Raw genomic sequence first — 25,030 nt, 5'->3', positions numbered from 1 at the left:
CGGGTGGGGCCGGGGCATCGATCTTGCATATTCGCGGGTCGATGCTCAGATTCATTTACGTTCGTCTAGGCTTGCTCGTGCCGACCTTCATCGGCATGACGCTGCTGGCCTTCTTTCTCATCCGGCTGGTGCCGGGTGACCCCATCGAGACGATGGCCGGCGAGCGCGGGATCGACCCCGCGCGCCACGCCGAACTGCGCACCGCCATGGGCCTGGACAAGCCCCTGCTCGTGCAATACGGCATCTACATCGGCCGCGTGCTGCAGGGTGACCTGGGCAAGTCGCTCATCACGCAGGACACGGTGATGAGCGAATTCCTCGCGCTCTTTCCGGCCACCGTCGAACTCGGCGTGTGCGCGATTCTCTTCGCGCTGCTGCTCGGGCTGCCGGCCGGCATCCTCGCGGCGGTGCGGCGCAACTCCATCTTCGACCACGGCGTGATGGCCACGTCGCTCACCGGCTACTCGATGCCGATCTTCTGGTGGGGCCTGCTGCTGATCCTGTTCTTCTCGGTGCAGCTGGGATGGACGCCGGTGTCGGGTCGCATCTCGGTGCAGTACTTCGTCGAGCCGCAGACCGGCTTCCTGCTGATCGATGCGCTGCGCGCCGGCGAAACCGAGGCCTTCTGGTCGGCGCTGCACCACCTCATTCTTCCGGCCATCGTGCTGGGCACCGTGCCGCTGGCCGTCATCGCGCGCATGACGCGCTCGGCCATGCTCGAGGTGCTGGGCGAGGACTACATCCGCACCGCGCGCGCCAAGGGCCTGTCGCGCTTTCGCGTGGTGGGCTTGCATGCGCTGCGCAATGCGCTGATCCCGGTCGTCACGGTGATCGGCCTGCAGATCGGCGTGCTCTTCACCGGTGCGATCCTCACCGAGACCATCTTCTCCTGGCCCGGTGTCGGCAAGTGGCTCATCGAGGCCATCGGCCGGCGCGACTACCCGGTGCTGCAGGGCGGCATGTTGCTGCTGGGCGGCATCGTGATGCTGCTCAACCTGCTGGTGGACATCGCCTACGGCGTCATCAACCCGCGGATCAGGCACTGAGTCGATGACGAGCAACACCCACGCCGTTCCCCCCGGCTCGCAGGCCTCGGCGCCTCCCGGTCCCTGGCGCGAGTTCTGGACCGCCTTCTCGGCGAACCGGGGCGCGGTCATCGGTCTCGTCACCATCGTGGTGCTGCTGCTGGTGGCGATGTTCGCGCCGTGGATCGCGCCGCATGCACCGAACGAAACCAACGCCGCCGCGTTCCTCAAGCCGCCGGCCTGGCAGGACGGCGGCTCGTGGACCTACCTGCTGGGAACGGACGCCATCGGGCGCGACATCCTGTCGAGGCTCATGCACGGCGCGCGGCTGTCGCTGTCGATCGGCGTCGCGGTGGTGGCGCTGTCGGTGGTGGTGGGCGTGGTGCTCGGGCTCGTCGCCGGCTTCTTTCGCGGCGCGCTGGAGATCGCGATCATGCGGATGATGGACATCATCCTCACGATGCCCAGCCTGCTGATGGCCATCGTGATCGTCGCGATCCTCGGGCCGGGGCTCGTCAACGCCATGCTCGCGGTGGCCATCGTGGTGCTGCCGCACTACGTGCGCATCACGCGCGCCACGGTCATCGCCGAGGTCTCGCGCGACTACGTGACCGCGGCGCGCGTGAGCGGCGCCAGCACGCTGCGCCTGATGTTCCGCGAGGTGCTGCCCAACTGTTCGGCGCCGCTGATCGTGCAGGCCTCGCTGGGCGTCTCGACCGCCATCCTCGACGCGGCGGCGCTCGGCTTCATCGGCCTGGGCGCACAGCCGCCGTCGCCCGAGTGGGGAACGATGCTGGCCGATGCGCGCGAGTTCGTGCTGCGCGCGTGGTGGGTCGTGACCTTCCCGGGCCTCGCCATTCTTGCGGCCGTGCTGGCCTTCAATCTGCTGGGCGACGGGCTGCGCGATGCGCTCGACCCGAAGCTCAAGCGCTGACGCAAAGGAGAGAACAGATGCCTTTGCTTGAAATCAAAGATCTGCACGTCGAGTTCCCCACGCAAGGCGGCGTGCTGCACGCCGTCGACGGCGTGAGCCTCACGCTCGAAGAGGGCGAGGTGCTCGGCATCGTCGGCGAATCGGGCTCGGGCAAGAGCGTCACGATGATGGCGCTCATGGGTCTCGTCGGCTTTCCGGGCCGCGTGCGCGCGGACCACATGCGCTTTGCGGGCAAGGACTTGCTCGGCATCTCCGACAAGGCGCGCCGCACGCTGGTCGGCAAGGAGGTCGCGATGATCTTCCAGGAGCCGACCACCAGCCTCAACCCCTGCTTCACCATCGGTTTCCAGCTGATGGAAACGCTGCGCCTGCACCTGAGGCTCGACAAGCGCGAAGCGAAGAAGCGCGCGACCGAACTGCTCGAGCAGGTCGGCATTCCCGCTGCATCGTCGCGCCTGGGCAGCTACCCGCACCAGCTCTCGGGCGGCATGAACCAGCGCGTGATGATCGCCATGGCCATCGCCTGCAACCCGCGCCTGTTGATCGCCGACGAGCCGACCACCGCGCTCGACGTGACCATCCAGGCGCAGATCCTCGACCTGCTGCGCGACCTGCAGAAGGAGCGCGGCATGGCGCTCGTGCTCATCACGCACAACATGGGCGTGGTCAGCGAGATGGCGCAGCGCATCGCCGTGATGTACGCGGGGCAGGTGATGGAGCACCAGCGCGTCGACCGCCTCTTCGCATCGCCGCAGCATCCCTACACCGAGGCGCTGCTCGCGGCGCTGCCCGAGCGCGCCGCGCCCGAAGGCCGGCTCGCCACCATCAGCGGCGTGGTGCCCGGCGTGCACGACCGGCCCGCGGGCTGCCTGTTCGCGCCGCGCTGCGGCTACGTGACCGAGCGCGCCTGCCAGGTGCGACCTGCGCTGCGTGCGTGGCAGGGCGCCGAGGTGCGCTGCCACTTTCCGCTCGGCGAGCCGGGGCGCGCCGAAGCCATCGCGCAGGACCCGCCGCGCGCCGCCGTCGCGGAGGTGCTGCCATGAGCGACGCATCGCCCCCGGAGATCGTCGCCGAGGCGCGCAACCTGCAGCGCACCTACGCCGTGCGGCGCGGGCTGTTCCGCGCACCGGCGCAGTTGCGCGCCGTGGGCGACATCTCGTTCCGCCTCGAACGCGGGCGCACGCTCGCTGTGGTGGGCGAGTCGGGCTGCGGCAAGTCGACGCTCGCGCGCATGGTCGCGCTGATCGAGAAACCCACCGCCGGGCAGCTGACGCTGATCGGTGCCGATGCCGTGAGCCCGCCGCATGAACGCAAGCGCGAGCTGCGCCAGGCGGTGCAGCTGGTGTTCCAGAACCCGTACGGCTCGCTCAACCCGCGCAAGAAGATCTCGGCGGTGCTCGAAGACCCGTTGGCCATCAACACCACGCTGAGCAAGCCGGAGCGTGCCGAAAAAGCACGCGAGATGCTGGCCCGCGTCGGCCTGCGCCCCGAGTACGCCAACCGCTACCCGCACATGTTCTCGGGCGGCCAGCGCCAGCGCATCGCCATCGCGCGCGCGCTCATGCTGTCGCCGCGCCTGCTGGTGGCCGACGAGCCGGTGTCGGCGCTCGACGTGTCGATCCAGGCGCAGGTGCTGAACCTGCTGGCCGACCTGCAGGCCGAGTTGGGCCTGGCCTACCTCTTCATCTCGCACGACCTGGGCGTGGTGCGCCACATCGCGCACGACGTGCTCGTGATGTACCTGGGCCACGCGGTGGAGCAGGGCCCCAAGTCGCGCATCTTCGCGCGGCCGCTGCATCCCTACACGCAGGCGCTGCTGGCCTCGACGCCGGGCCTGAGCAGCCAGCGCATCGTGCTCAAGGGCGAGCTGCCGTCGCCGCTGGACCCGCCTTCGGGCTGCGTCTTCAGCACGCGCTGCCCGCACGTGCAGCCGCGCTGCCGCGAGGAGCGCCCCGCGCTGCGCGCGCTCGACGAACGGCTGGTGGCCTGCCACTACGCCGAGCAGTTTCTCGATGGCGCGCCGGCCGTGCGCGCCGATGGTCCCGTGCTCGCCGCGTCCTGAGACGCGGCGAATTTTTCAACCCTGTCTCGAGGAGTCCCCATGAAGACCCAGTCCTCCGTTTCGCGTCGCTCACAAAAGCTGGCGCTCCTGGCACCGGCAGCGCTCACGGCCCTTACCCTGGCCTGCGGCGCCGTGTCAGCCAAGACGTTGGTGTACTGCTCCGAAGGAAGCCCGGAAAACTTCTACCCGGGCATGAACACCACCGGCACGTCGTTCGACGTGACCACGCAGGTCTACAACACCATCGTCGAGTTCGAGCGCGGCGGCACCAAGGTCATGCCGGGCCTCGCTGAAAAATGGGACATCTCGGCCGACGGCACCGTGTACACCTTCCACCTGCGCAAGGGCGTGAAGTGGCACACCACGAGCAAGAGCTTCAAGCCCACGCGCGACTTCAACGCCGACGACTTCATCTTCATGCTCGAGCGCCAGTGGAAGGAGAGCGACCCCTTCTTCAAGGTCACGAGCCAGAACCACTCCTACTTCAACGACATGGGCATGCCCAAGCTGCTGAAGTCGGTGGACCGCATCGACGACCACACGGTGAAGATCACGCTCAACCAGGCCGAGGCGCCGTTCCTGGCCAACCTGGCGATGCAGTACGCGGGCATCCAGTCGAAGGAATACGCCATCGCGATGCTGAAGGCCGGCACGCCCGAGAAGGTCGACCAGGACCCGGTCGGCACCGGCCCGTTCTACCTCGTGCAGTACCAGAAGGACGCGATCATCCGCTTCAAGGCCTTCCCGCAGTACTGGGGCGGCAAGGCCAAGATCGACGACCTCGTGTTCGCAATCACGCCCGACGCGTCGGTGCGCTGGGCCAAGCTTCAGAAGGGCGAGTGCCACGTCATGCCGTACCCGAACCCGGCCGACCTCGACGCGATCCGCAAGGACCCGAACGTGCAGGTGCTGGAGCAACCCGGCCTGAACGTCGGCTACCTCTCGTACAACACGACCAAGAAGCCCTTCGACGACGTGCGCGTGCGCAAGGCCATCAACATGGCGATCAACAAGAAGGCCATCATCGACGGCGTGTACCTCACGACCGGCGTGGCCGCGAAGAACCCGATTCCGCCGACGCTGTGGTCCTACAACGATGCCGTGAAGGACGACCCGTACGACCCCGAAGCCGCCAAGAAGCTGCTGGCGCAGGCCGGCTTCCCCGACGGCTTCAGCACCGACCTGTGGGCCATGCCGGTGCAGCGCCCGTACAACCCGAACGCCAAGCGCATCGCCGAGCTGATGCAGGCTGACCTGGCCAAGATCAACGTCAAGGCCGAGATCAAGAGCTTCGAGTGGGGCGAGTACCGCAAGCGCCTGCAGGCCGGCGAGCACCAGATGGGCATGCTGGGCTGGACCGGCGACAACGGCGATCCGGACAACTTCATGTACACGCTGCTGGGCTGCGCCTCGGCCAAGTCGGCCAGCGGCAGCAACATCTCGAAGTTCTGCTACCAGCCCTACGAAGACCTCGTGGTGAAGGCCAAGAGCGCGACCAAGCAGTCGGAGCGCGACGCGCTCTACAAGAAGGCGCAGGTCATCTTCAAGGAGCAGGCGCCGTGGTTCACCATCGCGCACGCGGTGCAGCTGAAGCCGGTGCGCAAGGAGGTCGTCGACTTCAAGCTCAGTCCTTTCGGCCGCCATACGTTCTACGGCGTGGATATCAAGTAAACCCCCAGGCTTCGCGCACTTCGTGTCGCTACGCCAACCCCCTTGCAGGGGGCAACACCTGCGGCCCGGCAAAGCCGGTTCCGCGGTGTTCCTGGAATAGAGAAAGTCTTGTTTTGAGTTCTGTTGTGTTGTCCACGCCCATCGCCATCGTCGCGGCCATGCACGAGGAGCTGAGTGCGCTCCTCGCGCGCATGCCCGACGAGCAGCGCGTGCGCGTGGCCGGCCGCGACTTCTGGGTCGGCCACCTGCAGGGCCAGCCCGTGGTCGCGGTGCTGTCGCGCATCGGCAAGGTCGCGGCGGCGGTCACGGCCACGGTGCTGCTCGAGCGCTTCGGCGTGCGGGCGATCGTGTTCACGGGCGTGGCGGGCGGGCTGGCGCCGGGTGTGAACGTCGGCGACGTGGTCGTGGCGACCGAGCTGCTGCAGCACGACATGGACGCCTCGCCGATCTTTCCGAAGTACGAGGTGCCGCTGATGGGGCGTTCGCGCTTCGCGGCCGATGCGGCCATCGGCGATGCGCTGGCGGCGGTGGCCGAAAGCACGCTGCGCGATCCGGTGAGCCTGGTGGGGCAGAAGGCGGTCGATGAGTTCCATCTGCGTTCACCGAAGGTGCATCGAGGCCTGCTGATCAGCGGCGACCGTTTCGTGTCGACCACCGCGGAGTGCGGGGCCCTGCAGCGCTCGCTGCCCGACGCGCTCGCGGTCGAGATGGAGGGCGCGGCGATGGCGCAGGCCTGCCACGACTACGGCGTGCCCTTCGCGGCGCTGCGGACCATCTCGGACCGCGCCGACGATGCCGTGCACGGCGACTTCACGCGCTTCGTGGCCGAGGTGGCGAGCCGCTACAGCCTGGCACTGATTGACGCATGGCTGGCTATTCGGCCCACCGTCGACTGAGCGGCGAGGCGAGCGCAGATCGCGATCCGGCAACAAGGGGCGCGTCGAATTTCGGCACGTCGATACCGTGATCGAGCGAGAAAGTATGGTTTGCGACCGTCTCGATGAAACCTAGAATCGTGCGAACAAAAATAGGGGATCGATATGCGAAGAGTACTAGGAGCGCTGCCCGCCGTTATGTTCTGCAGCCTGTTGCTGGTGGGGTGCGGGGGGGGCGGCGGAGGTGGAGGTGGAGGTTTCTCATTCAACCCTGGCGGGAATGCCTCCGAAACCAAGGATTTCGCGATTGGGGGCCGAGTCACCGGCATTTCCCCTGGTGGGCAAATCGTGTTGAAGAACAACGGAGGAGATTCGTTGACCCTGTCCGCCGATGGGCAGTTCAGCTTCACGCAGCGCATACGCGAGGGCGCGAACTACACCGTCTCGGTGTCCTCCGTGCCGTCGACCCAAGCATGCACGGTCGTTTTTGCCAGCGGCGTTGCCACGGCGGACGTCAAGAGCGTGAAGATTGTTTGCGGGCCGGCGCAAGAAGCGATGTTTCATTCGGCAGCTGCGATGCTCACGCCGCGCAGGGGGCATGAGTTGATCGCACTGCCCGATGGGACAGTGCTCGCCTTGGGTGGAGGCAACCTGAGCGCCTCTGTCACTTCCGTCGAACGATACGATCCGGTGTCCGGTTTCTGGACTCCGGCGGGGACGCTGCCGTTTCAGCAACTGGGAGCCGCAGTCTTGGTGCCCAGCGGCAAAGTTTTGGTTGTCGGGGCAGGGGCCGGGGCAGGATCGCACCTCTATGACCCGGCCACGCAGACCTTCACGCCCAGCGGGTCCTTGGTGGCTTTGACGACCGTGCGACATCTCGTCGTGTTGCTCGACGGCCGGGTACTTGCCTCCGACGGAAATCGTGTCGAGCTATATCGGCCCGAGATAGGACAGTGGAAGGCGGTGAGTGCCGTGGCCTCGGCGAACCACTCCGACGGTGCCTCGTTCGTGTTGATGGCCAATGGGAAGATCTTGGTTTCGGGTGGTTTCGACAGTGGAGCCTCGATTGCCAGTACCGAGGTGTTTGATCCCTCTGCCGAAAAGTGGACGACGGTTGGATCGCTGGCAACTTCTCGTCAGGGTCATCGCAGCGTGCTGCTTCCGACAGGGAAGGTCCTTGTCGTTGCTGGGGGGACGGGATCGGTTGCGCATGCGTGTGCTTGTGGCATGCATCCCGCTGCGCAGGCTGAGTTGTTTGACCCAGCCACCAACGCATGGTCGTCCGCCGGTACATTGGATATGCCCCGCTTTGGGTCGTCGGTGACCCTGATGCCGACAGGCAAGGTACTCGTTGTTGGCGGCAGCATCGACGGTGGCATCGATTTTCCCCCAGGGAGCCCTCCTCGCCCATTGATCCCATCTCCGCTGAAAAGCGCCGAAGTTTACGATCCGCTGACGAACATATGGCAGTCGTGGGGGCCGTTACTGTCCGCGCGTTCCGCACATGCGGCTTCGCTCATGTCGAATGGGAAGCTGCTGGTATCCGGTGGCCAAGCGGCCGTACCTGATGATCCGACAAGTCCGAATCCTTTGAACTGGCACGACGAACTGGTGCCAACCAGCGAAATCGGCTGGTAACCGCGGCAGGGTCATGGCGAAGGCCGTGGCCCTCACCGCGAACTACTTGAGCCAGCCGCGCCGGCGGAAGTACCACATCGGCACCAGCGCGCTCGCGGCCATCAGCGCGATGGCGTAGGGGTAGCCCATGGCCCAGTCGAGCTCGGGCATGAACTTGAAGTTCATGCCGTAGATGCTCGCGATCAGCGTGGGCGGCAGCAGCGCGACGCTGGCCACCGAGAAGATCTTGATGGTCTTGTTCTGGTTGATGTTGATGAAACCGACGGTCGCATCCATCAGGAAGTTGATCTTGTCGAAGAGGAAGGCCGTGTGGTTGTCCAGTGATTCGATGTCGCGCAGGATCTGCCGCGCCTCTTCGAACTGCTCGGCGTTGAGCATCTTGCTGCGCATCATGAAGCTCACGGCGCGGCGCGTGTCCATCACGTTGCGGCGGATGCGGCCGTTCAAGTCTTCCTGCCGTGCGATGGCGCCGAGCACCTCGCCGGCCAGCTCGTCGCTGACGTTGCCCGACAGCACTTTCTTGCCCGCCACTTCGAGCTCGTCGTAGATGTTCTCCAGCGTGTCGGCCGAGTACTCGGCGTCGGCGTCGAAGAGCTTGAGCATCACTTCCTTGGCGTCTTCGATCAGCCCCGGCGCGCGGCGTGCGCGCATGCGCAGCAGGCGGAACACGGGCACGTCTTCGTCGTGGATCGAGAACAGCACGCCGCGGCTGCGCAGGTCGGTGTTGTGCTGGTTGAGGATGAAGGCGACGCGCACCGTGCGCGGGTCTTCGTCGTCGTCGATCAGAAAGTCGGAGCGGATGTGCAGTTCGCCGTTGTCTTCCTCGTAGAAGCGGGCCGATTCCTCGATGTCCTCGTCCATCGCGTCTTCGGGAATCGAGAGGCCGTAGTACTGCTTGATCCAGCGCTTTTCCTCGAGCGTGGGCGACTCGAGGTCGACCCAGATCGGCTGGAACTTGGAGAGCTCTTCGAGCGACTCGATCTCTTCCTGGACGAGGCGGCCGTTGGCGAGCGTAAAGATGTTGAGCATGGGCTCACTCCCGGGGGTGACTGAACGATGGGCGAGGGAGGGGCGCTTTCAATTCCCGCAGACCCGGCGTCAGTACATCACGCGCGGCGTCGGATGGGAGTTGAAAGCTGCCGAGACGGGGCGGTTTCCATGGGGAGTCTCCGGTTGCAGCGAGGCGCGATTATGTCACCGGCCACAGGGCGACAAGGCACTCGAACTGGACGGACATACAGTAAAGTCGTGCCCATGCAGACCCCTGCGTCCCCCGTTCTTTCCACCCCCCCGAAGACGCAAGCCGAGCGCCTGGCCGCGGCGCTCGCCGCGCTCGCCGCGCTCAACGACGACCAGCGCGCGGCGGTCGAGCACGGCGTGGGCGCGGCGGTCGGCGCCGACCACCGGCCGCTGCTCGTGATCGCCGGCGCCGGCTCGGGCAAGACCAGCACGCTGGCGCACCGCGTGGCGCACCTGATCGCGGACGGGGTCGATCCGCAGCGCCTGCTGCTGCTCACCTTCTCGCGCCGCGCCGCGCAGGAAATGGAGCGCCGCGCGGGCCAGGTGCTGGCGCGCGTGCTGGGGCTGAAGTCGGAGCGCCCGCCGGCGCTGCCGTGGGCCGGCACCTTCCACGGCATCGGCGCGCGGCTGCTGCGCGAATACGCCGCGCAGATCGGGCTGGACGAGAACTTCACCATCCACGACCGCGGCGACGCCGAAGACCTCATGGGGCTGGTGCGGCATGAGCTGGGCCTGTCGTCCACGGTCAACCGCTTCCCGCGCAAGGGCACCTGCCTGTCGATCTACTCGCGCTGCGTGAACACGCGCGCGCCGCTGGCCGCCGTGCTGAAGGACAGCTTTCCCTGGTGCGCCGAGTGGGAGGCGCAGCTCAAGACGCTCTTCGGCGCCTACGTCGAGGCCAAGCAGCAGCAGAACGTGCTCGACTACGACGACTTGCTGCTCTACTGGGCCGAGATGGTCGCCGAGCCCGCGCTGGCCGCGCACGTCGGCGCGCGCTTCGACCACGTGCTGGTCGACGAGTACCAGGACACCAACCTGCTGCAGGCCGAGATCCTGCGCGCGATGAAGCCCGACGGGCGCGGCGTGACGGTGGTGGGCGACGACGCGCAGTCGATTTATTCGTTCCGCGGCGCGACGGTGCGCAACATCCTCGACTTTCCCTCGCAGTTCAGCCAACAGGCGCGCATCGTCACGCTGGAGCGCAATTACCGCTCGACGCAGCCGATCCTCGACGTGTCGAACCGCGTCATCGCGCAGGCCGCCGAGCGGCACGCCAAGACGCTGTGGACCGACAAGCCCTCGGCCGGCAAGCCGGTGCTGGTGCTCGTGCCCGACGAGGCCGGGCAGGCACGCTGGGTGGCCGACAAGATCCTGGCGCACCGCGAGGGCGGGCTGGCGCTGAAGTCGCAGGCGGTGCTGTTTCGGACCTCGTCGCACAGCGCGGCGCTCGAGCTGGAACTGGCGCGGCGCAACATCCCGTTCGTGAAGTTCGGCGGGCTCAAGTTCCTCGAGGCCTCGCATGTGAAGGACCTGCTCGCGGTGCTGCGTTTCGCGCAGAACCCGCGCGGGCGCATGGCGGGCTTCCGGGTCACGCAGCTCATTCCCGGCGTGGGCCCGGCCACCGGCACGCGCCTGCTCGACGCGATGGACCAGGCGGCCGACCCGGCCGCGGCCGTGCGCGACTTCGTGCCGCCCTCGGCCGCGCGCGAACAGTGGGCCGATTTCGCCCAGGCCTACGCCGCCTTGCGCGCGCCGTCGCTGCAGTGGCCGGCCGACGTGGAGGTGGCCATGCAGTGGTACCAGCCGCACCTGGAGCGGCTGTACGAAGACACCTCGGGCGTGCGCCGCGCCGACGTCGAACAGCTGGCGCGGCTGGCGGCCGGCTATGGCTCGCGCGAGCGCTTTCTCACAGAGCTCACGCTCGACCCGCCCGAAGCCACCAGCGACCGGCCCGGCCCGCCCTCGCTCGACGAGGACTACCTGATCCTGTCGACCATCCATTCGGCCAAGGGCCAGGAGTGGAACTCGGTGCACGTCATCAACGTGGTCGATGGCTGCATGCCGGCCGATGTGGCCCAGGGCGCGCACGAGCTGGAAGAAGAACGGCGCCTGCTCTACGTGGCGATGACGCGGGCCCGCGACCACCTGCACCTGGTGATGCCGCAGCGCTTTCACATCACGCAGCAGGCGGCGCGCGGCGACCGGCACCTGTACGCCAACCGCACCCGCTTCATCACCGAGTCCGACCTGGCGGGCTTCGAGCTGCAGACCTGGCCGCCGCCGCCGGTGCTGCCGCCCGCGGTGCCACCGCCGGCCGCGGTGATCGACCTGCGCAACCGCATGCGCGCCGCCTGGCGCTGAACGGGCCGGCCCTTCGGGCGTGAGGGTCACTGCGCGCTGCACATGGAAACACTTGCTTCCAATGTGCCGCAACGGCATGCCACTGCACGGGGGCAGCTATGGAATCAATAGCGGATTAGGGCATGCAATACACCGGCCCGTCACTCGGGCAAGCCCCGGTATTGCAATACCGTGACAGCTTGGGCATAGTGAATCCGACCGCCCCCTTTCTTCATCTCCCTTCCTCTTCTCCCTCTCTCCCAACCTCACCTGTTTCGCCGGCCACGCTTCATCCCGGAGCGCGGTCATTTCCCCAACCGTCAATTCTCAGGAGGTCATTCATGAATTTGACGATCAGCGGTCATCACCTCGACGTCACACCTGCCTTGCGCACCTACGTCACGAGCAAGCTGGACCGGATCACGCGACATTTCGACCAGGTGGTCGATGTCAAGGTGATCCTCACGGTGGAAAAGCAGAAGGAAAAGGAACGCCGCCAAAGGGCGGAGTGCAACATTCACGTCAAGGGCAATGACATGTTCGCGGAATCGAGCCACGCTGATCTGTACGCCGCGGTTGATGAGCTGGTCGACAAGCTCGACCGCCAGGTGGTCCGCCACAAGGATCGCCTGCAGGACCACCATCACGTGGCGCCCAAGCGCGTGATGTAAACGCCGGGCCCCGCGCCCCGCATCTCAGGCCGCCTTCGGGCGGCCTTTTGTTTGTCCGACCACATTGGTGGGGCTTTGCAAGGGCCTCCAGAGGAAGCGACGCCTCTCGGCAACACATGTAGACGAAAGTAATTAGGGGGACTGGGGGTTTTTACCGATGAGGTGCATAATCGCCCCCGCTCTGACCCCACCATGAATCGCCTCGCGTCCATCCTGCCGCCCGCTCAAGTGCTCGTGAGCGTTGACGCCACCAGCAAGAAACGTGCTTTCGAAGAAGCCGGCCTGCTGTTCGAGAGCCTTCACGGTCTGGGCCGTGCCCTCATCACCGACAGCCTGTTTGCGCGCGAGCGCCTCGGTTCCACCGGCCTGGGCCACGGCGTCGCCATTCCACATGGCCGCATCAAGGGCCTCAAGGCGCCGATGGCCGCGGTGTTCCAGCTGGCGAACCCCATCGGCTTCGACGCTCCCGACGAGCAGCCCGTGGCGCTGCTGATCTTCCTGCTGGTGCCCGAAGCGGCCACGCAGAAGCACCTCGAAATCCTGTCCGAAATTGCCGAGCTGTTGAGCGACGCCGGCCTGCGCGAGCAGATCAAGTCCAGCACCGACGCCGCCGCGCTGCACGGCCTCATTGCCGGCTGGCAGTCGACCCAGGTCGCCTGAGCGCCCGTGCCGGGCGGGCCGCTGCTGATAAGCTGCGGCGACGCTTTTCTCTCCCTCCATCCTGACCAGAATGCCGGCGTTTTGCGCCGGCCGCCGCACGCATGAAGCCGACCGTCATCAGCGCCGATGCCATGTTCGAGGAGTTCCGCGGGTCGCTCCGCTGGGAATGGCTCGCGGGCCTGGGCGCCTCGGAGCGCCAGTTCGACCCCGACGTCATCAGCCGCGCACAGTCGGCCGCCGACCTGGTCGGCTACCTGAACTACATCCACCCGTACCGCGTGCAGATCCTCGGCGCGCGCGAGGTGGCCTACCTCACGCGCGGCAGCAAGGAAGACTGCGTGCGCCGCATCGGGCGCATCGTCACGCTGGAGCCGCCGATGCTGGTGCTGGCCGACGGCCAGGCCGCGCCCGACGAGCTGCTGTCGATCTGCGAGCGCGCCCAGCTGCCGCTGTTTGCCACGCGCGAGTCGTCGGCCTTCGTGATCGACCTGCTGCGCGCCTACCTGTCCAAGCACTTCGCTGAGCGCACCTCGATGCACGGCGTGTTCATGGACATCCTGGGCATGGGCGTGATGATCACGGGCGAGTCGGGCCTCGGAAAGAGCGAGCTCGGCCTGGAGCTGATCTCGCGCGGCAACGGCCTGGTGGCCGACGACGCGGTCGACCTGTACCGCATCAACCAGAACACCATCGAGGGCCGCTGCCCCGACCTGCTGCTGAACCTGCTGGAGGTGCGCGGCATCGGCCTGCTGGACATCCGCGCGATCTTCGGCGAGACGGCCGTGCGCCGGAAGATGCGCCTGAAGCTCATCGTGCACCTCGTGCGGCGCGACAGCTTCGAGCGCGACTACGAGCGCATGCCCTCGGCGCCGCTCACGCAGGACGTGCTGGGCATCCCGGTGCGCAAGGTCATCATCCAGGTGGTGGCGGGGCGCAACATCGCCGTGCTGGTGGAAGCCGCGGTGCGCAATTCGATCCTGCAGCTGCGCGGCATCGACACCTATGCCGACTTCGTGGCCCGCCACCACAAGGCGATGGAAAGCGGGCGCGATCCGGACTGAGACAGCCAAGAAAAAAGCCCTTCGAAACGAAGGGCTGCTTTCTGCTTCGGCGGGCTGGCCGGCGTCAGCGCTTCTTGACGCAGTCGCCGCACAGGCCGTACAGCGACATGGCGTGGTCCTGCAGGACCCAGCCCTTGTCCTTGGCGATCATCTGCTGGCGCCGTTCGATCTCGGCGTCGTAGAACTCCTCGACCTTGCCGCACGAGGTGCAGACCAGGTGGTCGTGGTGCGTGCCTTCGTTCAGTTCGTAGACCGCCTTGCCGCTTTCGAAGTGGCTGCGTTCGAGGATGCCGGCCTGCTCGAACTGCGTGAGCACGCGGTACACGGTGGCCAGGCCGATGTCGGAGTGTTCGTTGAGCAGCACGCGGAAGACGTCTTCCGCCGTCATGTGCCGCTGGCTGCCGGTCTGGAAGATCTCGAGGATCTTCAGTCGCGGCAAGGTGGCCTTGAGGCCGGTGTTCTTGAGTTCGTCGATGTTGGCCATGATGGTTCCTGCGCCCTGGGCTGAGGCCGGGCCTTCAGGCTCGGCCGCTACAATGTTCGATCATATCGCTACCCCCTCTTCTCCCATGCCTGCCATCCTCCAACGCCGGCCCTGGTTGCTGGTTGCTGCCATTGCGGCGACGCTCGCCCTCGGTGCCTGCAGCGGTTTCAGCGAACGCACGCGTGGCGCGCTGTCTGCCGTCACCCCCTACAAAGTCGAAGTGGTGCAGGGCAATTTCGTGTCGAAGGAACAGGTCGCGGCACTCAAGCCCGGCATGTCGCGCCAGCAGGTGCGCGAGATCCTCGGCACCTCGCTGCTGAACGACGTCTTCCACGCCAACCGCTGGGACTACGTCTTCACGATCCGCCGCCAGGGCGTCGATCCGCAGGAGCGCCGCCTGACCGTGTTCTTCAACGGCGAACTCATGGACCGCTTCGAGGGCGACGAAATGCCCAGCGAAGAAGAATTCGTCGCCACGCTCGACACCCGCCGCAAGAGCGGCAAGGTGCCGCAGCTCGAGGCCACCGAAGAAGAGCTCAAGAAATTCGCGCCCAAGGCCGACAAGAAAGCCGATACCACCGGCACCCCGGCAGCCCCCATGCCCGCGCTGCCGGCCGCCTACCCCCCGCTCGAAGCCGCGCGCTGAGCGTGCGCGGCAGGGCTCCGGCGGCGGCCACCCCTCCTGCGGGCGGTGCCCGCCGGACCGGTGGGGCGGCTTTCGTCGGTGTCCATGGCTCCCGTAGGGACTTTTCAACGACCGAATCCCCGTGACTGAACCGACCACCACCCCCACCTCCGCTTCTTCTTCCTCCGCTCCCGCGCTGCGCCGGGTGGCGATCGCCGGCGCCTCGGGCCGCATGGGCCACATGCTCATCGAAGCCGTGCGCAACGCGCCCGACTGCCGCCTGGCCGGCGCGCTCGACATCGCCGGCAGCGCCGCCCTCGGCGCCGATGCCGCGGCCTTCCTGGGCTTCACCAGCGGCGTGCCCATCGTGGCCGATCTGCGCACCGGCCTGCAGGACGCGCAGGTGATGATCGACTTCACCCGCCCCGAAGGCACGATGGCGCACTTGGCCGTGTGCCGCGAACTGGGCGTGCAGGCCGTGATCGGCACCACCGGCTTCAGCGATGCGCAGAAGGCCGAGATCGGCGAGATCGCCAAAGACATCGCCATCATGATGGCGCCCAACATGAGCGTGGGCGTCAACGTCACGCTCAAGCTGCTCGACATGGCCGCCCGTGCGATGGCCACCGGCTACGACATCGAGATCGTCGAGGCCCACCACCGCTTCAAGGTCGACGCGCCCTCGGGCACCGCGCTCAAGATGGGCGAGGTGATCGCCGATGCGCTGGGCCGCGACCTCAAGGACTGCGCCGTGTACGGCCGCGAAGGCATCACGGGCGAGCGCGACCCGTCGACCATCGGCTTCGCCACCATCCGCGGCGGCGACATCGTGGGCGACCACACCGTGCTGTTCGCGGGCATCGGCGAGCGCATCGAGATCTCCCACAAGTCGTCCAGCCGCGTGACCTACGCGCAGGGCGCGCTGCGTGCGGTGCGCTTCCTGAGCGGCCAGCGCAGCGGCCTGTTCGACATGTTCGACGTACTCGGCCTGCGCTAAGCCAGGCGCACCACAACCAAGGACGCGAATGAGCGTGCTCGAACTGCTGACCCACGGTGACGGCGTCAGCCGTTCGGTGGCCGCGCTGCTGCTCGCGATGTCGATCGCCAGCTGGGTCGTGATCCTCTGGAAAGCCTGGCTGCTGCGCGGCGGCACGCGCGACGTGCTGCGCAGCATCGCCGCCTTCTGGCAGTCGGCCACCCTGGTCGAGGCCGAGCAGAAGCTGCAAGCCTTCGACCGCGCCGAACTCGTGCGCCCCGTCGTGGCCGCGTTGCGCCAGGCCGCCACCGAAGCCCCCGGCGGCACGCTGGGCGCCACGGTCGACCGCAACCAGCGCCTCACGCGCGTGCTGCGTGGCGCGCTGCACGGCGCGCTGCGGCGCCTGCAGGCCGGGCAGATCCTGCTGGCCACCGTGGGTGCCACCGCGCCCTTCGTCGGCCTGCTTGGCACCGTCTGGGGCATCTACGGTGCCCTGGCGGGCATCGCGGGCCAGACCGGCGGCTTCACCATCGACAAGGTGGCCGGGCCGGTCGGCGAGGCGCTCGTCATGACGGCCTTCGGCCTCGCGGTCGCCATTCCGGCCGTGCTGGCCTACAACGTCTTCGGCCGTGTTGTGGGGCGCGTCGAGGCCGAGCTCGAAGGCTTCGCGCACGACCTGCTCGGCAGCTTCGGCGAAGCGCCGGGACCTGCTGCACCGCCGCCCGCGCGGCCGATGCCTGTTTAAGGCGCCACGCACACCATGGCCTTCGGACGCACCTCACTGGGCAGCAGCGCCGCAGGCGGCGGGCGGGCCATGGGCGCGGGTGGACAGCGCCCGCTGTCCGACATCAACGTCACGCCGCTGGTCGACGTGATGCTGGTGCTGCTGGTGATCTTCATCATCACCGCGCCGCTGATGGCCAGTTCGATCAAGCTCGACCTGCCGCAGACCGACGCGGGCCAGCCCAACGACACGCCGAAGTTCGTGAGCCTGTCGGTCGATGCCTCGGGCAAGGTCTTCCTGAACGACAAGCCGGTGACCGACGACGAACTGACCGCCCAGCTCGAAAAGGCCGCCGCCGACAGCAAGGACACCGAGGTGCAGTTGCGCGCCGACCAGACCGTGCCCTACGGCAAGGTGGTGGCGCTCATGGGCATCGCGAACAAGGCCGGGCTGAGCCGCATCGGCTTTGTCACCGAGGCCGAGGCGGCGCCCGCCAAACCGCGTTGACCTTGCGGGCCCGGCCCGCCCGCCTCAGCCGAGCGTCACCGGCTTGGTGTGCCAGATCTCGTGGGCGTACTCCGCGATCGTCCGGTCCGACGAAAAAGCCCCCATCCCCGCCACGTTGAGGATCGCCATGCGCGTCCACGCCTCCGCATCGCGGTACAGCGCATCGACCTCGGCCTGCTTCGCGACATAGCTCGCGTAGTCGGCCAGCAGCAGGTAATGGTCGCCCCAGTTCACGAGCGCGTCGTAGATGCCCTGGTAGCGCGCCGGCTCGCCCGGCGAGAACGCGCCGTCGCGGACCGCGTCGAGCACGCGCTTGAGTTCGGCGTTCTCCTCGTAGATCTCGCGCGGCTGGTAGCCACGGGCGCGGATGTCGGCCACCTCGGGCGTGGTGTGGCCGAAGATGAAGATGTTCTCGGGGCCGACGTTCTCGCGCATCTCGACATTGGCGCCGTCGAGCGTGCCGATGGTGAGCGCGCCGTTGAGCGCGAACTTCATGTTGCCGGTGCCTGAAGCTTCCGTGCCCGCGGTGGAAATCTGCTCCGACAGGTCGGCCGCCGGCATGATGATCTCGGCCAGGCTCACGCTGTAGTTCGGCAGGAACACCACCTTCAGCAGCTTGCCCACGCGCGCGTCGGCGTTCACGGTGGCCGCCACGTCGTTGATGAGGCGGATCACCTGCTTGGCCATCGCATAGGCCGACGCCGCCTTGCCCGCGAACACGACCACGCGCGGCACGATGTCGGCCGGCGTGCCGTTGGCCTGCGCATAGAGGATGCGGTGATAGCGCGCGATCACGTGCAGCACGTTGAGCAGCTGCCGCTTGTACTCGTGGATGCGCTTGACCTGCACGTCGAACATCGCGTCCGTGTCCAGGTCGAGCTTCAGGTGCTCGCCGACCCAGTTGGCCAGCCGCAGCTTGTTCTCGCGCTTGGCATGGCGAAAGGCGCGCACGAAGGCGGGCTGCGCGACCATCGGGCGCAGCGCTTCAAGCTGCGACAGGTCGCGCCGCCAGCCCTTGCCGATGCGCTGGTCGAGCAGCGCGGCCAGCGGCGGGTTGGCCTGGGCGAGCCAGCGGCGCGGCGTGACGCCGTTGGTCTTGTTGTTGAAGCGCTCGGGAAAGATCTTGGCAAAGTCGGCAAAGATCGACTGCTTCATCAGCTCCGAGTGCAGCCCCGACACGCCGTTCACCGAATGGCTCGCGAGCACCGCCACGTAGGCCATGCGCACGCGGCGCTCACCGGTCTCGTCGATCAGCGAGAGGCGGCGCACCAGCTCGACGTCCTGGCCGTGCGTCTGCGTCACGGCGGCCAGGAACTTCGCGTTGATGTCGTACAGGATCTGCAGGTGGCGCGGCAGGATGCGGCCCAGCATCTCGACCGGCCAGGTTTCCAATGCCTCGTGCATCAGCGTGTGGTTGGTGTAGCTGAACACCTTCTGCGTGTGGCCCCAGGCCACGTCCCACGCCAGGCCGTGCTCGTCGAGCAGCAGGCGCATGAGCTCGGGCACGGCCAGCACCGGGTGCGTGTCGTTCAGGTGGATGCTCACCTTGTCGGACAGCTGGTCGAAGCTCGTGTGGTTGCGCAGGTAGCGGCGCAGCAAATCTTGCACGCTGGCGCTGCAGAAGAAGTATTCCTGGTGCAGCCGCAGCTCGCGGCCCGAGGGCGTGGAGTCGTCGGGGTAGAGCACGCGCGAGACGTTCTCGGAGTGGTTCTTGCTCTCCACCGCCGCCATGTAGTTGCCGCGGTTGAAGGCCGACAGGTCGATCTCCTCGGTGGCGCGCGCCGACCACAGCCGCAAGGTGTTGGTGGCCTGCGTGCCGTAGCCGGGAATGATGGTGTCGTAGGCCACGGCGAGCACGTCGTGCGTGTCGACCCAGTCGGCCGCGCCGTAGGGCGCGTTCTTGCCTTCGCGCTTTTGCACATGGCCGCCGAAGCGCACGCGGTAATTCACCTCGGGCCGCTGGAACTCCCACGGGTTGCCGCGCGTGAGCCAGTAGTCGGGCGTTTCGACCTGCTGGCCGTCGACGATGCGTTGGCGGAACATGCCGTACTCGTAGCGGATGCCGTAGCCCATGCCGGGCACGCCGAGCGTGGCCATCGAATCGAGAAAGCAGGCCGCGAGCCGGCCCAGGCCGCCGTTGCCGAGCGCTGCATCGGGCTCGCGCTCGGCCAGCGCCGCCATGTCGACGCCGAAGTCGGCCAGCGCCTCGCGCACGGTGCCGTACAGGTCGACGGCGAGCAGCGCGTTGGTGAAGGTGCGCCCGATGAGGAACTCCATCGAGAGGTAATACACGCGCTTGAGGTCCTGCGCGTAGTTGGCGCGCGTGGTCGTCATCCAGCGCTCGACGAGCTGGTCGCGCACGGCCAGCGCGGTGGCGTGCAGCCAGTCATCGGGGCTGGCTGCCACGGGGTCCTTGCCGACGGCGTAGATCAGCTTGTTGGCCACCGCGCGCTTGAAGGCGGCAACGTCGCGGTCGGGGTGGTCGTAGGCGAAGTCCTTGATCGTCATGGGGCGTTCCCGGAGTGGGTGGTGGGGTGTGGGGCGGGGGCTTCAGGCCAACGCCCGTTGGTACACATCGATGTACTGCGCCGCCGCCGTGCCCCAGTCGGCCGGGCGCCGCATGGCGTTGCCGCGCACGCGGCGCCAGTCGGGGGCGCGCTCGTACAGCGCGAAGGCGCGGCGCAGGGCGCGGTCGTAGTCGGCGTCCTCGAAGCGGTCGAAAACGAAGCCGGTGGCGGCGCCGCTGGCCATGTCTTCCAGCGTGCAGTCGACGACCGTGTCGGCCAGTCCGCCCACGCGGCGCACCAGCGGCAGGCTGCCGTACTTCAGGCCGTACATCTGCGTGAGGCCGCAGGGCTCGAACAGCGATGGCACGATCGTCACGTCGCCCGCGCCGAAGAGCTGGTGCGCCAGCGTCTCGTCGTAGCCGATGGTGACGCTCACCGAGGCGGGCGCCGCCGCCGCGCGCTGGCGGAAGGCCTCTTCGAGCCAGCCTTCGCCGCTGCCCAGCAGCGCCAGTTGGCCGCCTTGGGCCAGCAGCGTGTCGAGGCCGCCGAGCACGAGGTGCAGGCCCTTCTGCTCGGTGAGCCGGCTCACCACGATGAACAGCGGCGCGTCGGGGCGCTCGGCCAGCCCCAGCTGGCGTTGCAGCACCGACTTGCAGCGCGCCTTGCCGGCCATGTGGCGGCCTTCGGGTGCCTGGTAGCCCTGCACCAGCGCGGCGTCGGTGGACGGGTTCCAGACCTGGTCGTCGACCGCGTTGAGGATGCCGCTGAGCACGCCGGCGCGCTGGCGCAGCAGGCCGTCCAGGCCGCAGCCCTGCTCGGGCGTCTGGATCTCGAGCGCGTAGGTCGGGCTCACGGTGGTGAGCTGGTCGGCGAAGTAGAGGCCGCCCTTCATGAAGGAGATCTGGCCGTGGTACTCCAGCCCGTTCATGTGGAAGGCCGGTGCCGGCAGGCCGAGTTCGGCGAAGTGCCAGGGCGCGAACACGCCCTGGTAGGCCAGGTTGTGTACCGTGAACACGCTGCCCGTGCGCGGGCCGCCCGCGCGCCGCGCGAAGGCCAGGTAGGCGGGCGCGAGCGCCGCGTGCCAGTCGTGCGCGTGCACGATGTCGGGCCGCCAGGCGGGGTCGAGCCCTTGCGCGAGCTGCGCCGCGGCCCAGCCCAGCAGCGCGAAGCGCCGGTGGTTGTCGCCGTAGGGCTGGCGCGTGGTGTCTTCGTAGGGGTTGCCGGGCCGGTCGTAGAGCGCGGGCGCGTCGATCACGTAGGTGGGAATCGGCGGCGCGCCGGCGATGGCGACGTGCCCGGCGCGCAGGCCGAAGCGCTCGCCCCAGGGCGCGGTGAACTCGGCCACCGGCGCCAGGTCGCGCACGCCGGCCACGATGGCGGGAAAGCCCGGCAGCAGTGCGCGCGCCTCCTGCCCTGCGGCCATGAGCGCCAGGGGCAGGGCGCCGGCGATGTCCGCCAGGCCGCCGGTCTTCAGGAGGGGAAACAGCTCGGCGCTGACCTGGAGGATGCGCATGGTGGTGCGGTCGATCAGGCAGCGGCCGCGGGCGCGGGGTCCGGCGCGAGCCGCTTGAGCATTTCGCGCGTGACCAGCACCACGCCGGTTTCGGTGCGCTCGAAGCGCGCGGCATCGGCCTCGGCGTCTTCGCCGATCACCGTGTCGTCGGGGATCACGCAGGCGCGGTCGATCACCACGCGGTTGAGCCGGCAGCCGCGGCCCACCTCGACGTCGGGCAGCAGCACGGCCTCGTTGATCTCGCAGAAGGAGTGGATGCGCACGCCCGAGAACAGCACCGCGCTGCTGATCTTCGAGCCCGAAACGATGCAGCCGCCCGAGACGATGGTGTTGACCGTCATGCCGTGCTTGCCCTCGCGGTCGAGCACGAACTTGGCCGGCGGCAGCTGCCGCTGGTAGGTCCAGATGGGCCAGTCCGTGTCATAGATGTCGAGCTCCGGGGTGATCGAGGCCAGGTCGAGGTTGGCTGCCCAGAATGCATCAATCGTGCCCACGTCGCGCCAGTAGGCCTTGGCGTCGGGCCCGCGCGAGGCGCGCGTGACGCACGACATGCTGAACGGATGCGCCAGCGCGCGGCCCTCGGCCACGGCGCGCGGGATGATGTCCTTGCCGAAGTCGTGGCTCGAGTCGGGGTTGGCGTTGTCTTCCTCGAGCAGCCGGTACAGGTAGGCCGAGTCGAAGATGTAGATGCCCATGCTGGCCAGCGCCAGGTCGGGGTGGCCGGGCATGGCGGGCGGGTCGGCGGGCTTCTCGAGGAAGCTGGTGATCTGGCGGCCGTCGTCCACCGCCATCACGCCGAAGGCCGTGGCCTCGTGGCGCGGCACCTCGATGCAGCCGACCGTGCAGCCCAGGCCGCGCTCGGCGTGGTCCTTGAGCATGATGGAGTAGTCCATCTTGTAGATGTGGTCGCCGGCCAGCACCACCACGTAGTCGTGCGGCGTGGAGCGGGTCTGGATGATGTCCAGGTTCTGGAACACCGCGTCGGCCGTGCCGCGGTACCAGTGCTCGTCGCCCATGCGCTGCTGCGCGGGCAGCACGTCGACCATCTCGTTGAGCTCGGCGCGCAGAAAGCTCCAGCCGCGCTGCAGGTGGCGCATGAGCGAGTGCGACTTGTACTGCGTGACCACCGCCATGCGCCGGATGCCGGAGTTCAGGCAGTTGGACAGCGCGAAGTCGATGATGCGGAACTTGCCGCCGAAGTACACGGCCGGCTTGGCGCGCCGGTCGGTGAGCTGCTTGAGGCGGGAGCCCCGGCCGCCGGCCAGCACCAGCGCGATGGTGCGGCGGACCAGTTGATGGGCCTGCAGGGGGGGCTGCGGGGCCTGGGTTCCCTGGGTGTTGAGCTTGTCCATCTGTGTCTCCGTTCGTTCGTTCATTCGCTTGTGTTGAATTCGTCGTCGTCAGAGTGTCCGCACCGAGTCTGGCACTGCGCCGTGGGCTTGGCTCCTACGTTCTTGCAAGCCAGAGGCTCGAAACCGGCACCTCCACCGCGCGGCCCAGCAGGCGGGGCGCGGCGCGCAGGGCGTCGGGGTCTTCGGCATCGGTGGCCAGGCAGCAGCGCCAGTCGCCCTCCGGCAACGTGAAGGCGACGGGGCTCGGCCCCGCATTCACCAGCACCAGCCAGGCGTCCTCGGCATGCCCGAACAGGATCGCAAGGGCCGTGCCCGCGTGCCAGTCGGTCGGCGCCATCGGCTGGCCGTCGGGGCGCAGCCAGCGCAGGCCCGGCGGTGCGCCGTCGGCCGGCGGTTCGGCCGGCCACCAGCGCGCGCTGCGCAGCGCCGGCGCTTCGCGCCGCAGGGCGGTGAGCCGCGCCACGAAGGCCGTCAGGCGCGCGCGTTCGCTGGCCGGGTCGGACAGCCCGATCCAGCCGAGCCAGGTGGTCTCGTTGTCCTGGCAGTAGGCGTTGTTGTTGCCGCCCTGGCTATGGCCGAGCTCGTCGCCGGCCAGCAGCATCGGCGTGCCCTGGGACAGCAGCAGCGTGGCGAGCAGCGTGCGTTGCAGGCGCGCACGCATCGTGCGCACGGCGGGGTCGTCGCTCGGGCCTTCGACGCCGCAGTTGGTGCTCAGGTTGTGGGCATGGCCGTCGCGGTTGTCTTCGCCGTTGGCGAGGTTGTGGCGCTGTTCGTAGCTCACGAGGTCGCGCAGCGTGAAACCGTCGTGCGCGGTGATGAAGTTGACGCTCGCGGTCGGTGCGCGGCCATCGTGCGCGAAGCTCGCGCTGGAGGCCGTGAAGCGGTGCGCGAAGTCGCCCAGGCCGGCGGCGCCCTCGCGCCCCTGGCGCAGCCAGAAGCCGCGTTGCGTGTCGCGGAAGCGGTCGTTCCATTCGAGCCAGCCGGGCGGGAACTCGCCGAGCCGGTAGCCGCCGGGGCCGATGTCCCAGGGCTCGGCGATGCGCAGCGTGCGTGACAGCACCGGGTCTTGCGCCATCGCCGCGAAGAAGGGCGCGCGCGCGTCGAAGCCGCGCTGCGCGTCGCGGCCCAGCACCGGGGCGAGGTCGAAGCGGAAGCCGTCGACGCCCATCTCGCAGGCCCAGAAGCGCAGGCTGTCCATCACCAGTTGCAGCACGCGCGGCTCGCCGAGGTTCAGGCAGTTGCCCGTGCCGGCCCAGTTCTCGTACAGGGCGCGGTCGTCGGGGCGCAGGTGGTAGTACAGGGCGTTGTCGATGCCGCGCAGCGAGAGCGTGGGGCCGAGCTCGTCGCTTTCGGCGCTGTGGTTGTAGACCACGTCGATCACCAGCTCCATGCCGCGCGCGTGCACCGCATCGGCCATGGCGCGGAACTCGCTGGCGGGCGTGGTGCCGGGGCGGCCGCTCCAGAAGCGCGGCTCGGGGGCGAACCAGCCGATGGTGTTGTAGCCCCAGTGGTTGGTCAGGCCTTTGGCGAGCAGGCGCTGTTCGTCGGCGCGGTGCTGCACGGGCATGAGGCTGAGGGTGGTGATGCCCAGGCGTTGCAGGTGGTCTAGCACTGCGGGTTCTGCTAGGCCTGCGTAGGTGCCTCTTAGTGGTTCGGGCACGCCGGGGTGCTGGTGGGTGAGGCTGCGGATGTGGAGTTCGTAGAGGACGCGGTCTGTGGGAGGAATGTGGGCGCGGCCTGTTGTTTTGGGTGCGTTGCTGGGGGCTGTGACGCGGGCCTTGAGGGCGATGGGGGCGTTGTCTCTGTGGTCGCGTTGGGTGGGGTCTGTGGGGGCGTGACCCAGGAAGAGGTCGCTGCCGTTGTAGTGGCCGAGGATTTCTCGGGCGTAAGGGTCGAGGAGGAGCTTGGCGGGGTTGAAGCGCTTGCCCTCTTGGGGGGCCCAAGGGCCGTGGACTCGGTAGCCGTAGATCAGGCCGGGGCGGGCGGTGGGGAGGTGGCCGTGCCAGATGCCGTCTGTGCACTCTGGGAGCGGTAGGCGCTGTTGTTCGCTCTTGCCTGTGCTGTCGAAGAGGCAGAGTTCTACTTTGCTGGCTGTTGGCGCTGTGAGGGCGAAGTTGACGCCTTGCTGTGACGGGGTTGCGCCTAAGGGGAGGGGGGTGCCTGGGCTCAGCATGTTGCTTGTGCTCCTGGGCGTTTGCTTCCCGAGGCCGGGACTCGCCCCGGCAGGCGACCTACTTTTCTTTGCTTCGCCAAAGAAACGTAGGCAAAAGAAAGGCGACCCCACTGTCTGCGACCCTCCGCTTCGCTGCGGGCAACCTGCGGTGCTCGCGTTTCGCGGGGTCTCGCAGAACTCGCTTCGCTCAAACAGCTGCGAGCCCTGATCCG

Annotated in this window: 21 protein-coding genes; 15 read left to right on the top strand and 6 right to left on the bottom strand. The window is 67.9% G+C overall.

Annotated features, from left to right (window positions below; all coding sequences use genetic code 11):
- Positions 1–41 precede the first annotated feature (41 nt).
- The 7 genes from AC07YS_RS25660 to AC07YS_RS25630 all read left to right on the top strand — a co-directional run bounded on the left by AC07YS_RS25660 (position 42) and on the right by AC07YS_RS25630 (position 8,205).
- On the top strand, positions 42–1,046 hold the full coding sequence (locus AC07YS_RS25660; protein WP_095743299.1) for an ABC transporter permease subunit: 1,005 nt from the start codon (positions 42–44) through the stop codon (positions 1,044–1,046).
- A 4-nt stretch (positions 1,047–1,050) separates the two neighbouring features.
- Positions 1,051–1,959, top strand: a complete 909-nt coding sequence (locus tag AC07YS_RS25655; protein ID WP_495269837.1) for an ABC transporter permease subunit — start codon at positions 1,051–1,053, stop codon at positions 1,957–1,959.
- Between the two features lie 17 nt (positions 1,960–1,976).
- Entirely contained in the window at positions 1,977–3,002 is a 1,026-nt protein-coding gene (locus AC07YS_RS25650) for an ABC transporter ATP-binding protein (RefSeq protein WP_495269838.1), read from the top strand.
- On the top strand, positions 2,999–4,021 hold the full coding sequence (locus tag AC07YS_RS25645; RefSeq protein ID WP_390347130.1) for a peptide ABC transporter ATP-binding protein: 1,023 nt from the start codon (positions 2,999–3,001) through the stop codon (positions 4,019–4,021). The genes AC07YS_RS25650 and AC07YS_RS25645 overlap by 4 nt, the downstream gene beginning before the upstream one ends.
- Before the next feature lie 39 nt (positions 4,022–4,060).
- Positions 4,061–5,692 carry an ABC transporter substrate-binding protein gene (locus AC07YS_RS25640; protein ID WP_070063394.1) on the top strand — a complete coding sequence of 544 codons (1,632 nt, stop codon included), beginning with the start codon at positions 4,061–4,063 and terminating at the stop codon, positions 5,690–5,692.
- Between the two features lie 128 nt (positions 5,693–5,820).
- The gene (locus tag AC07YS_RS25635) at positions 5,821–6,588 is read left to right on the top strand and encodes a 5'-methylthioadenosine/adenosylhomocysteine nucleosidase (protein ID WP_495269839.1); all 768 of its coding nucleotides are present in this window, start codon (positions 5,821–5,823) and stop codon (positions 6,586–6,588) included.
- Positions 6,589–6,942: 354 nt separating this feature from the next.
- Positions 6,943–8,205, top strand: coding sequence for a Kelch repeat-containing protein (locus tag AC07YS_RS25630; RefSeq protein ID WP_495273780.1), 1,263 nt, complete (start codon positions 6,943–6,945; stop codon positions 8,203–8,205).
- Positions 8,206–8,247: 42 nt separating this feature from the next.
- Here AC07YS_RS25630 and corA read toward each other — a convergent pair whose 3' ends face one another.
- Positions 8,248–9,234, bottom strand: coding sequence for a magnesium/cobalt transporter CorA (corA, locus tag AC07YS_RS25625; protein WP_056584267.1), 987 nt, complete (start codon positions 9,232–9,234; stop codon positions 8,248–8,250).
- Between the two features lie 225 nt (positions 9,235–9,459).
- Here corA and AC07YS_RS25620 point away from each other — a divergent pair, with 225 nt between their 5' ends.
- From AC07YS_RS25620 to hprK, 4 genes are all read left to right on the top strand, one after another.
- Positions 9,460–11,586 (top strand): ATP-dependent helicase, encoded by a 2,127-nt coding sequence (locus AC07YS_RS25620; RefSeq protein ID WP_495270227.1) that lies wholly within the window; start codon positions 9,460–9,462, stop codon positions 11,584–11,586.
- Positions 11,587–11,906: 320 nt separating this feature from the next.
- Positions 11,907–12,236, top strand: coding sequence for a ribosome hibernation-promoting factor, HPF/YfiA family (hpf, locus tag AC07YS_RS25615; RefSeq protein WP_013538898.1), 330 nt, complete (start codon positions 11,907–11,909; stop codon positions 12,234–12,236).
- Positions 12,237–12,428: 192 nt separating this feature from the next.
- Entirely contained in the window at positions 12,429–12,896 is a 468-nt protein-coding gene (locus AC07YS_RS25610) for a PTS sugar transporter subunit IIA (protein WP_042581318.1), read from the top strand.
- Between the two features lie 101 nt (positions 12,897–12,997).
- A complete protein-coding gene (hprK, locus tag AC07YS_RS25605) occupies positions 12,998–13,957 on the top strand; it encodes an HPr(Ser) kinase/phosphatase (RefSeq protein WP_062481041.1) in 960 nt (319 codons plus the stop codon).
- 64 nt (positions 13,958–14,021) lie between these two features.
- Here the strand turns inward: hprK and fur are convergent, their stop codons facing one another.
- Positions 14,022–14,441, bottom strand: coding sequence for a ferric iron uptake transcriptional regulator (fur, locus tag AC07YS_RS25600; RefSeq protein ID WP_062481042.1), 420 nt, complete (start codon positions 14,439–14,441; stop codon positions 14,022–14,024).
- Positions 14,442–14,526: 85 nt separating this feature from the next.
- Here fur and AC07YS_RS25595 point away from each other — a divergent pair, with 85 nt between their 5' ends.
- The 4 genes from AC07YS_RS25595 to AC07YS_RS25580 all read left to right on the top strand — a co-directional run bounded on the left by AC07YS_RS25595 (position 14,527) and on the right by AC07YS_RS25580 (position 17,273).
- Positions 14,527–15,087 (top strand): outer membrane protein assembly factor BamE, encoded by a 561-nt coding sequence (locus AC07YS_RS25595; RefSeq protein ID WP_062481043.1) that lies wholly within the window; start codon positions 14,527–14,529, stop codon positions 15,085–15,087.
- Positions 15,088–15,262: 175 nt separating this feature from the next.
- Positions 15,263–16,063 carry a 4-hydroxy-tetrahydrodipicolinate reductase gene (dapB, locus tag AC07YS_RS25590; protein WP_495270229.1) on the top strand — a complete coding sequence of 267 codons (801 nt, stop codon included), beginning with the start codon at positions 15,263–15,265 and terminating at the stop codon, positions 16,061–16,063.
- 28 nt (positions 16,064–16,091) lie between these two features.
- Positions 16,092–16,787 (top strand): MotA/TolQ/ExbB proton channel family protein, encoded by a 696-nt coding sequence (locus AC07YS_RS25585; RefSeq protein ID WP_495270226.1) that lies wholly within the window; start codon positions 16,092–16,094, stop codon positions 16,785–16,787.
- A gap of 15 nt (positions 16,788–16,802) precedes the next feature.
- On the top strand, positions 16,803–17,273 hold the full coding sequence (locus AC07YS_RS25580; protein WP_095743305.1) for an ExbD/TolR family protein: 471 nt from the start codon (positions 16,803–16,805) through the stop codon (positions 17,271–17,273).
- Positions 17,274–17,297: 24 nt separating this feature from the next.
- On the opposite strand, the gene AC07YS_RS25575 is transcribed toward AC07YS_RS25580, so the two are convergent.
- From AC07YS_RS25575 to glgX, 4 genes are all read right to left on the bottom strand, one after another.
- Positions 17,298–19,781 (bottom strand): glycogen/starch/alpha-glucan phosphorylase, encoded by a 2,484-nt coding sequence (locus AC07YS_RS25575; RefSeq protein ID WP_495270225.1) that lies wholly within the window; start codon positions 19,779–19,781, stop codon positions 17,298–17,300.
- Positions 19,782–19,823: 42 nt separating this feature from the next.
- Positions 19,824–21,293 (bottom strand): glycogen synthase GlgA, encoded by a 1,470-nt coding sequence (gene glgA / locus AC07YS_RS25570; protein WP_495275738.1) that lies wholly within the window; start codon positions 21,291–21,293, stop codon positions 19,824–19,826.
- 14 nt (positions 21,294–21,307) lie between these two features.
- Positions 21,308–22,645 carry a glucose-1-phosphate adenylyltransferase gene (glgC, locus tag AC07YS_RS25565; protein ID WP_390347118.1) on the bottom strand — a complete coding sequence of 446 codons (1,338 nt, stop codon included), beginning with the start codon at positions 22,643–22,645 and terminating at the stop codon, positions 21,308–21,310.
- A 94-nt stretch (positions 22,646–22,739) separates the two neighbouring features.
- Positions 22,740–24,818, bottom strand: a complete 2,079-nt coding sequence (gene glgX, locus AC07YS_RS25560; protein ID WP_495270356.1) for a glycogen debranching protein GlgX — start codon at positions 24,816–24,818, stop codon at positions 22,740–22,742.
- Positions 24,819–25,030 lie beyond the last annotated feature (212 nt).

This window comes from Variovorax sp. GW458-11-26-14-LB1 (assembly GCF_059423965.1).
This window is presented reverse-complemented; position numbering and strand designations above follow the sequence as displayed.

Bases quoted from the DNA above. Each gene is read 5' to 3' on its own strand.
- AC07YS_RS25595 (WP_062481043.1), top strand. From the start codon at position 14,527: ATGCCTGCCATCCTCCAACGCCGGCCCTGGTTGCTGGTTGCTGCCATT.
- AC07YS_RS25585 (WP_495270226.1), top strand. From the start codon at position 16,092: ATGAGCGTGCTCGAACTGCTGACCCACGGTGACGGCGTCAGCCGTTCG.
- glgX (WP_495270356.1), bottom strand. From the start codon at position 24,818: ATGCTGAGCCCAGGCACCCCCCTCCCCTTAGGCGCAACCCCGTCACAG.
- AC07YS_RS25650 (WP_495269838.1), top strand. From the start codon at position 1,977: ATGCCTTTGCTTGAAATCAAAGATCTGCACGTCGAGTTCCCCACGCAA.
- AC07YS_RS25610 (WP_042581318.1), top strand. From the start codon at position 12,429: ATGAATCGCCTCGCGTCCATCCTGCCGCCCGCTCAAGTGCTCGTGAGC.
- hpf (WP_013538898.1), top strand. From the start codon at position 11,907: ATGAATTTGACGATCAGCGGTCATCACCTCGACGTCACACCTGCCTTG.
- AC07YS_RS25580 (WP_095743305.1), top strand. From the start codon at position 16,803: ATGGCCTTCGGACGCACCTCACTGGGCAGCAGCGCCGCAGGCGGCGGG.
- AC07YS_RS25655 (WP_495269837.1), top strand. From the start codon at position 1,051: ATGACGAGCAACACCCACGCCGTTCCCCCCGGCTCGCAGGCCTCGGCG.
- AC07YS_RS25620 (WP_495270227.1), top strand. From the start codon at position 9,460: ATGCAGACCCCTGCGTCCCCCGTTCTTTCCACCCCCCCGAAGACGCAA.
- AC07YS_RS25640 (WP_070063394.1), top strand. From the start codon at position 4,061: ATGAAGACCCAGTCCTCCGTTTCGCGTCGCTCACAAAAGCTGGCGCTC.
- AC07YS_RS25575 (WP_495270225.1), bottom strand. From the start codon at position 19,781: ATGACGATCAAGGACTTCGCCTACGACCACCCCGACCGCGACGTTGCC.
- glgC (WP_390347118.1), bottom strand. From the start codon at position 22,645: ATGGACAAGCTCAACACCCAGGGAACCCAGGCCCCGCAGCCCCCCCTG.
- fur (WP_062481042.1), bottom strand. From the start codon at position 14,441: ATGGCCAACATCGACGAACTCAAGAACACCGGCCTCAAGGCCACCTTG.
- AC07YS_RS25645 (WP_390347130.1), top strand. From the start codon at position 2,999: ATGAGCGACGCATCGCCCCCGGAGATCGTCGCCGAGGCGCGCAACCTG.
- glgA (WP_495275738.1), bottom strand. From the start codon at position 21,293: ATGCGCATCCTCCAGGTCAGCGCCGAGCTGTTTCCCCTCCTGAAGACC.
- AC07YS_RS25660 (WP_095743299.1), top strand. From the start codon at position 42: ATGCTCAGATTCATTTACGTTCGTCTAGGCTTGCTCGTGCCGACCTTC.
- corA (WP_056584267.1), bottom strand. From the start codon at position 9,234: ATGCTCAACATCTTTACGCTCGCCAACGGCCGCCTCGTCCAGGAAGAG.
- hprK (WP_062481041.1), top strand. From the start codon at position 12,998: ATGAAGCCGACCGTCATCAGCGCCGATGCCATGTTCGAGGAGTTCCGC.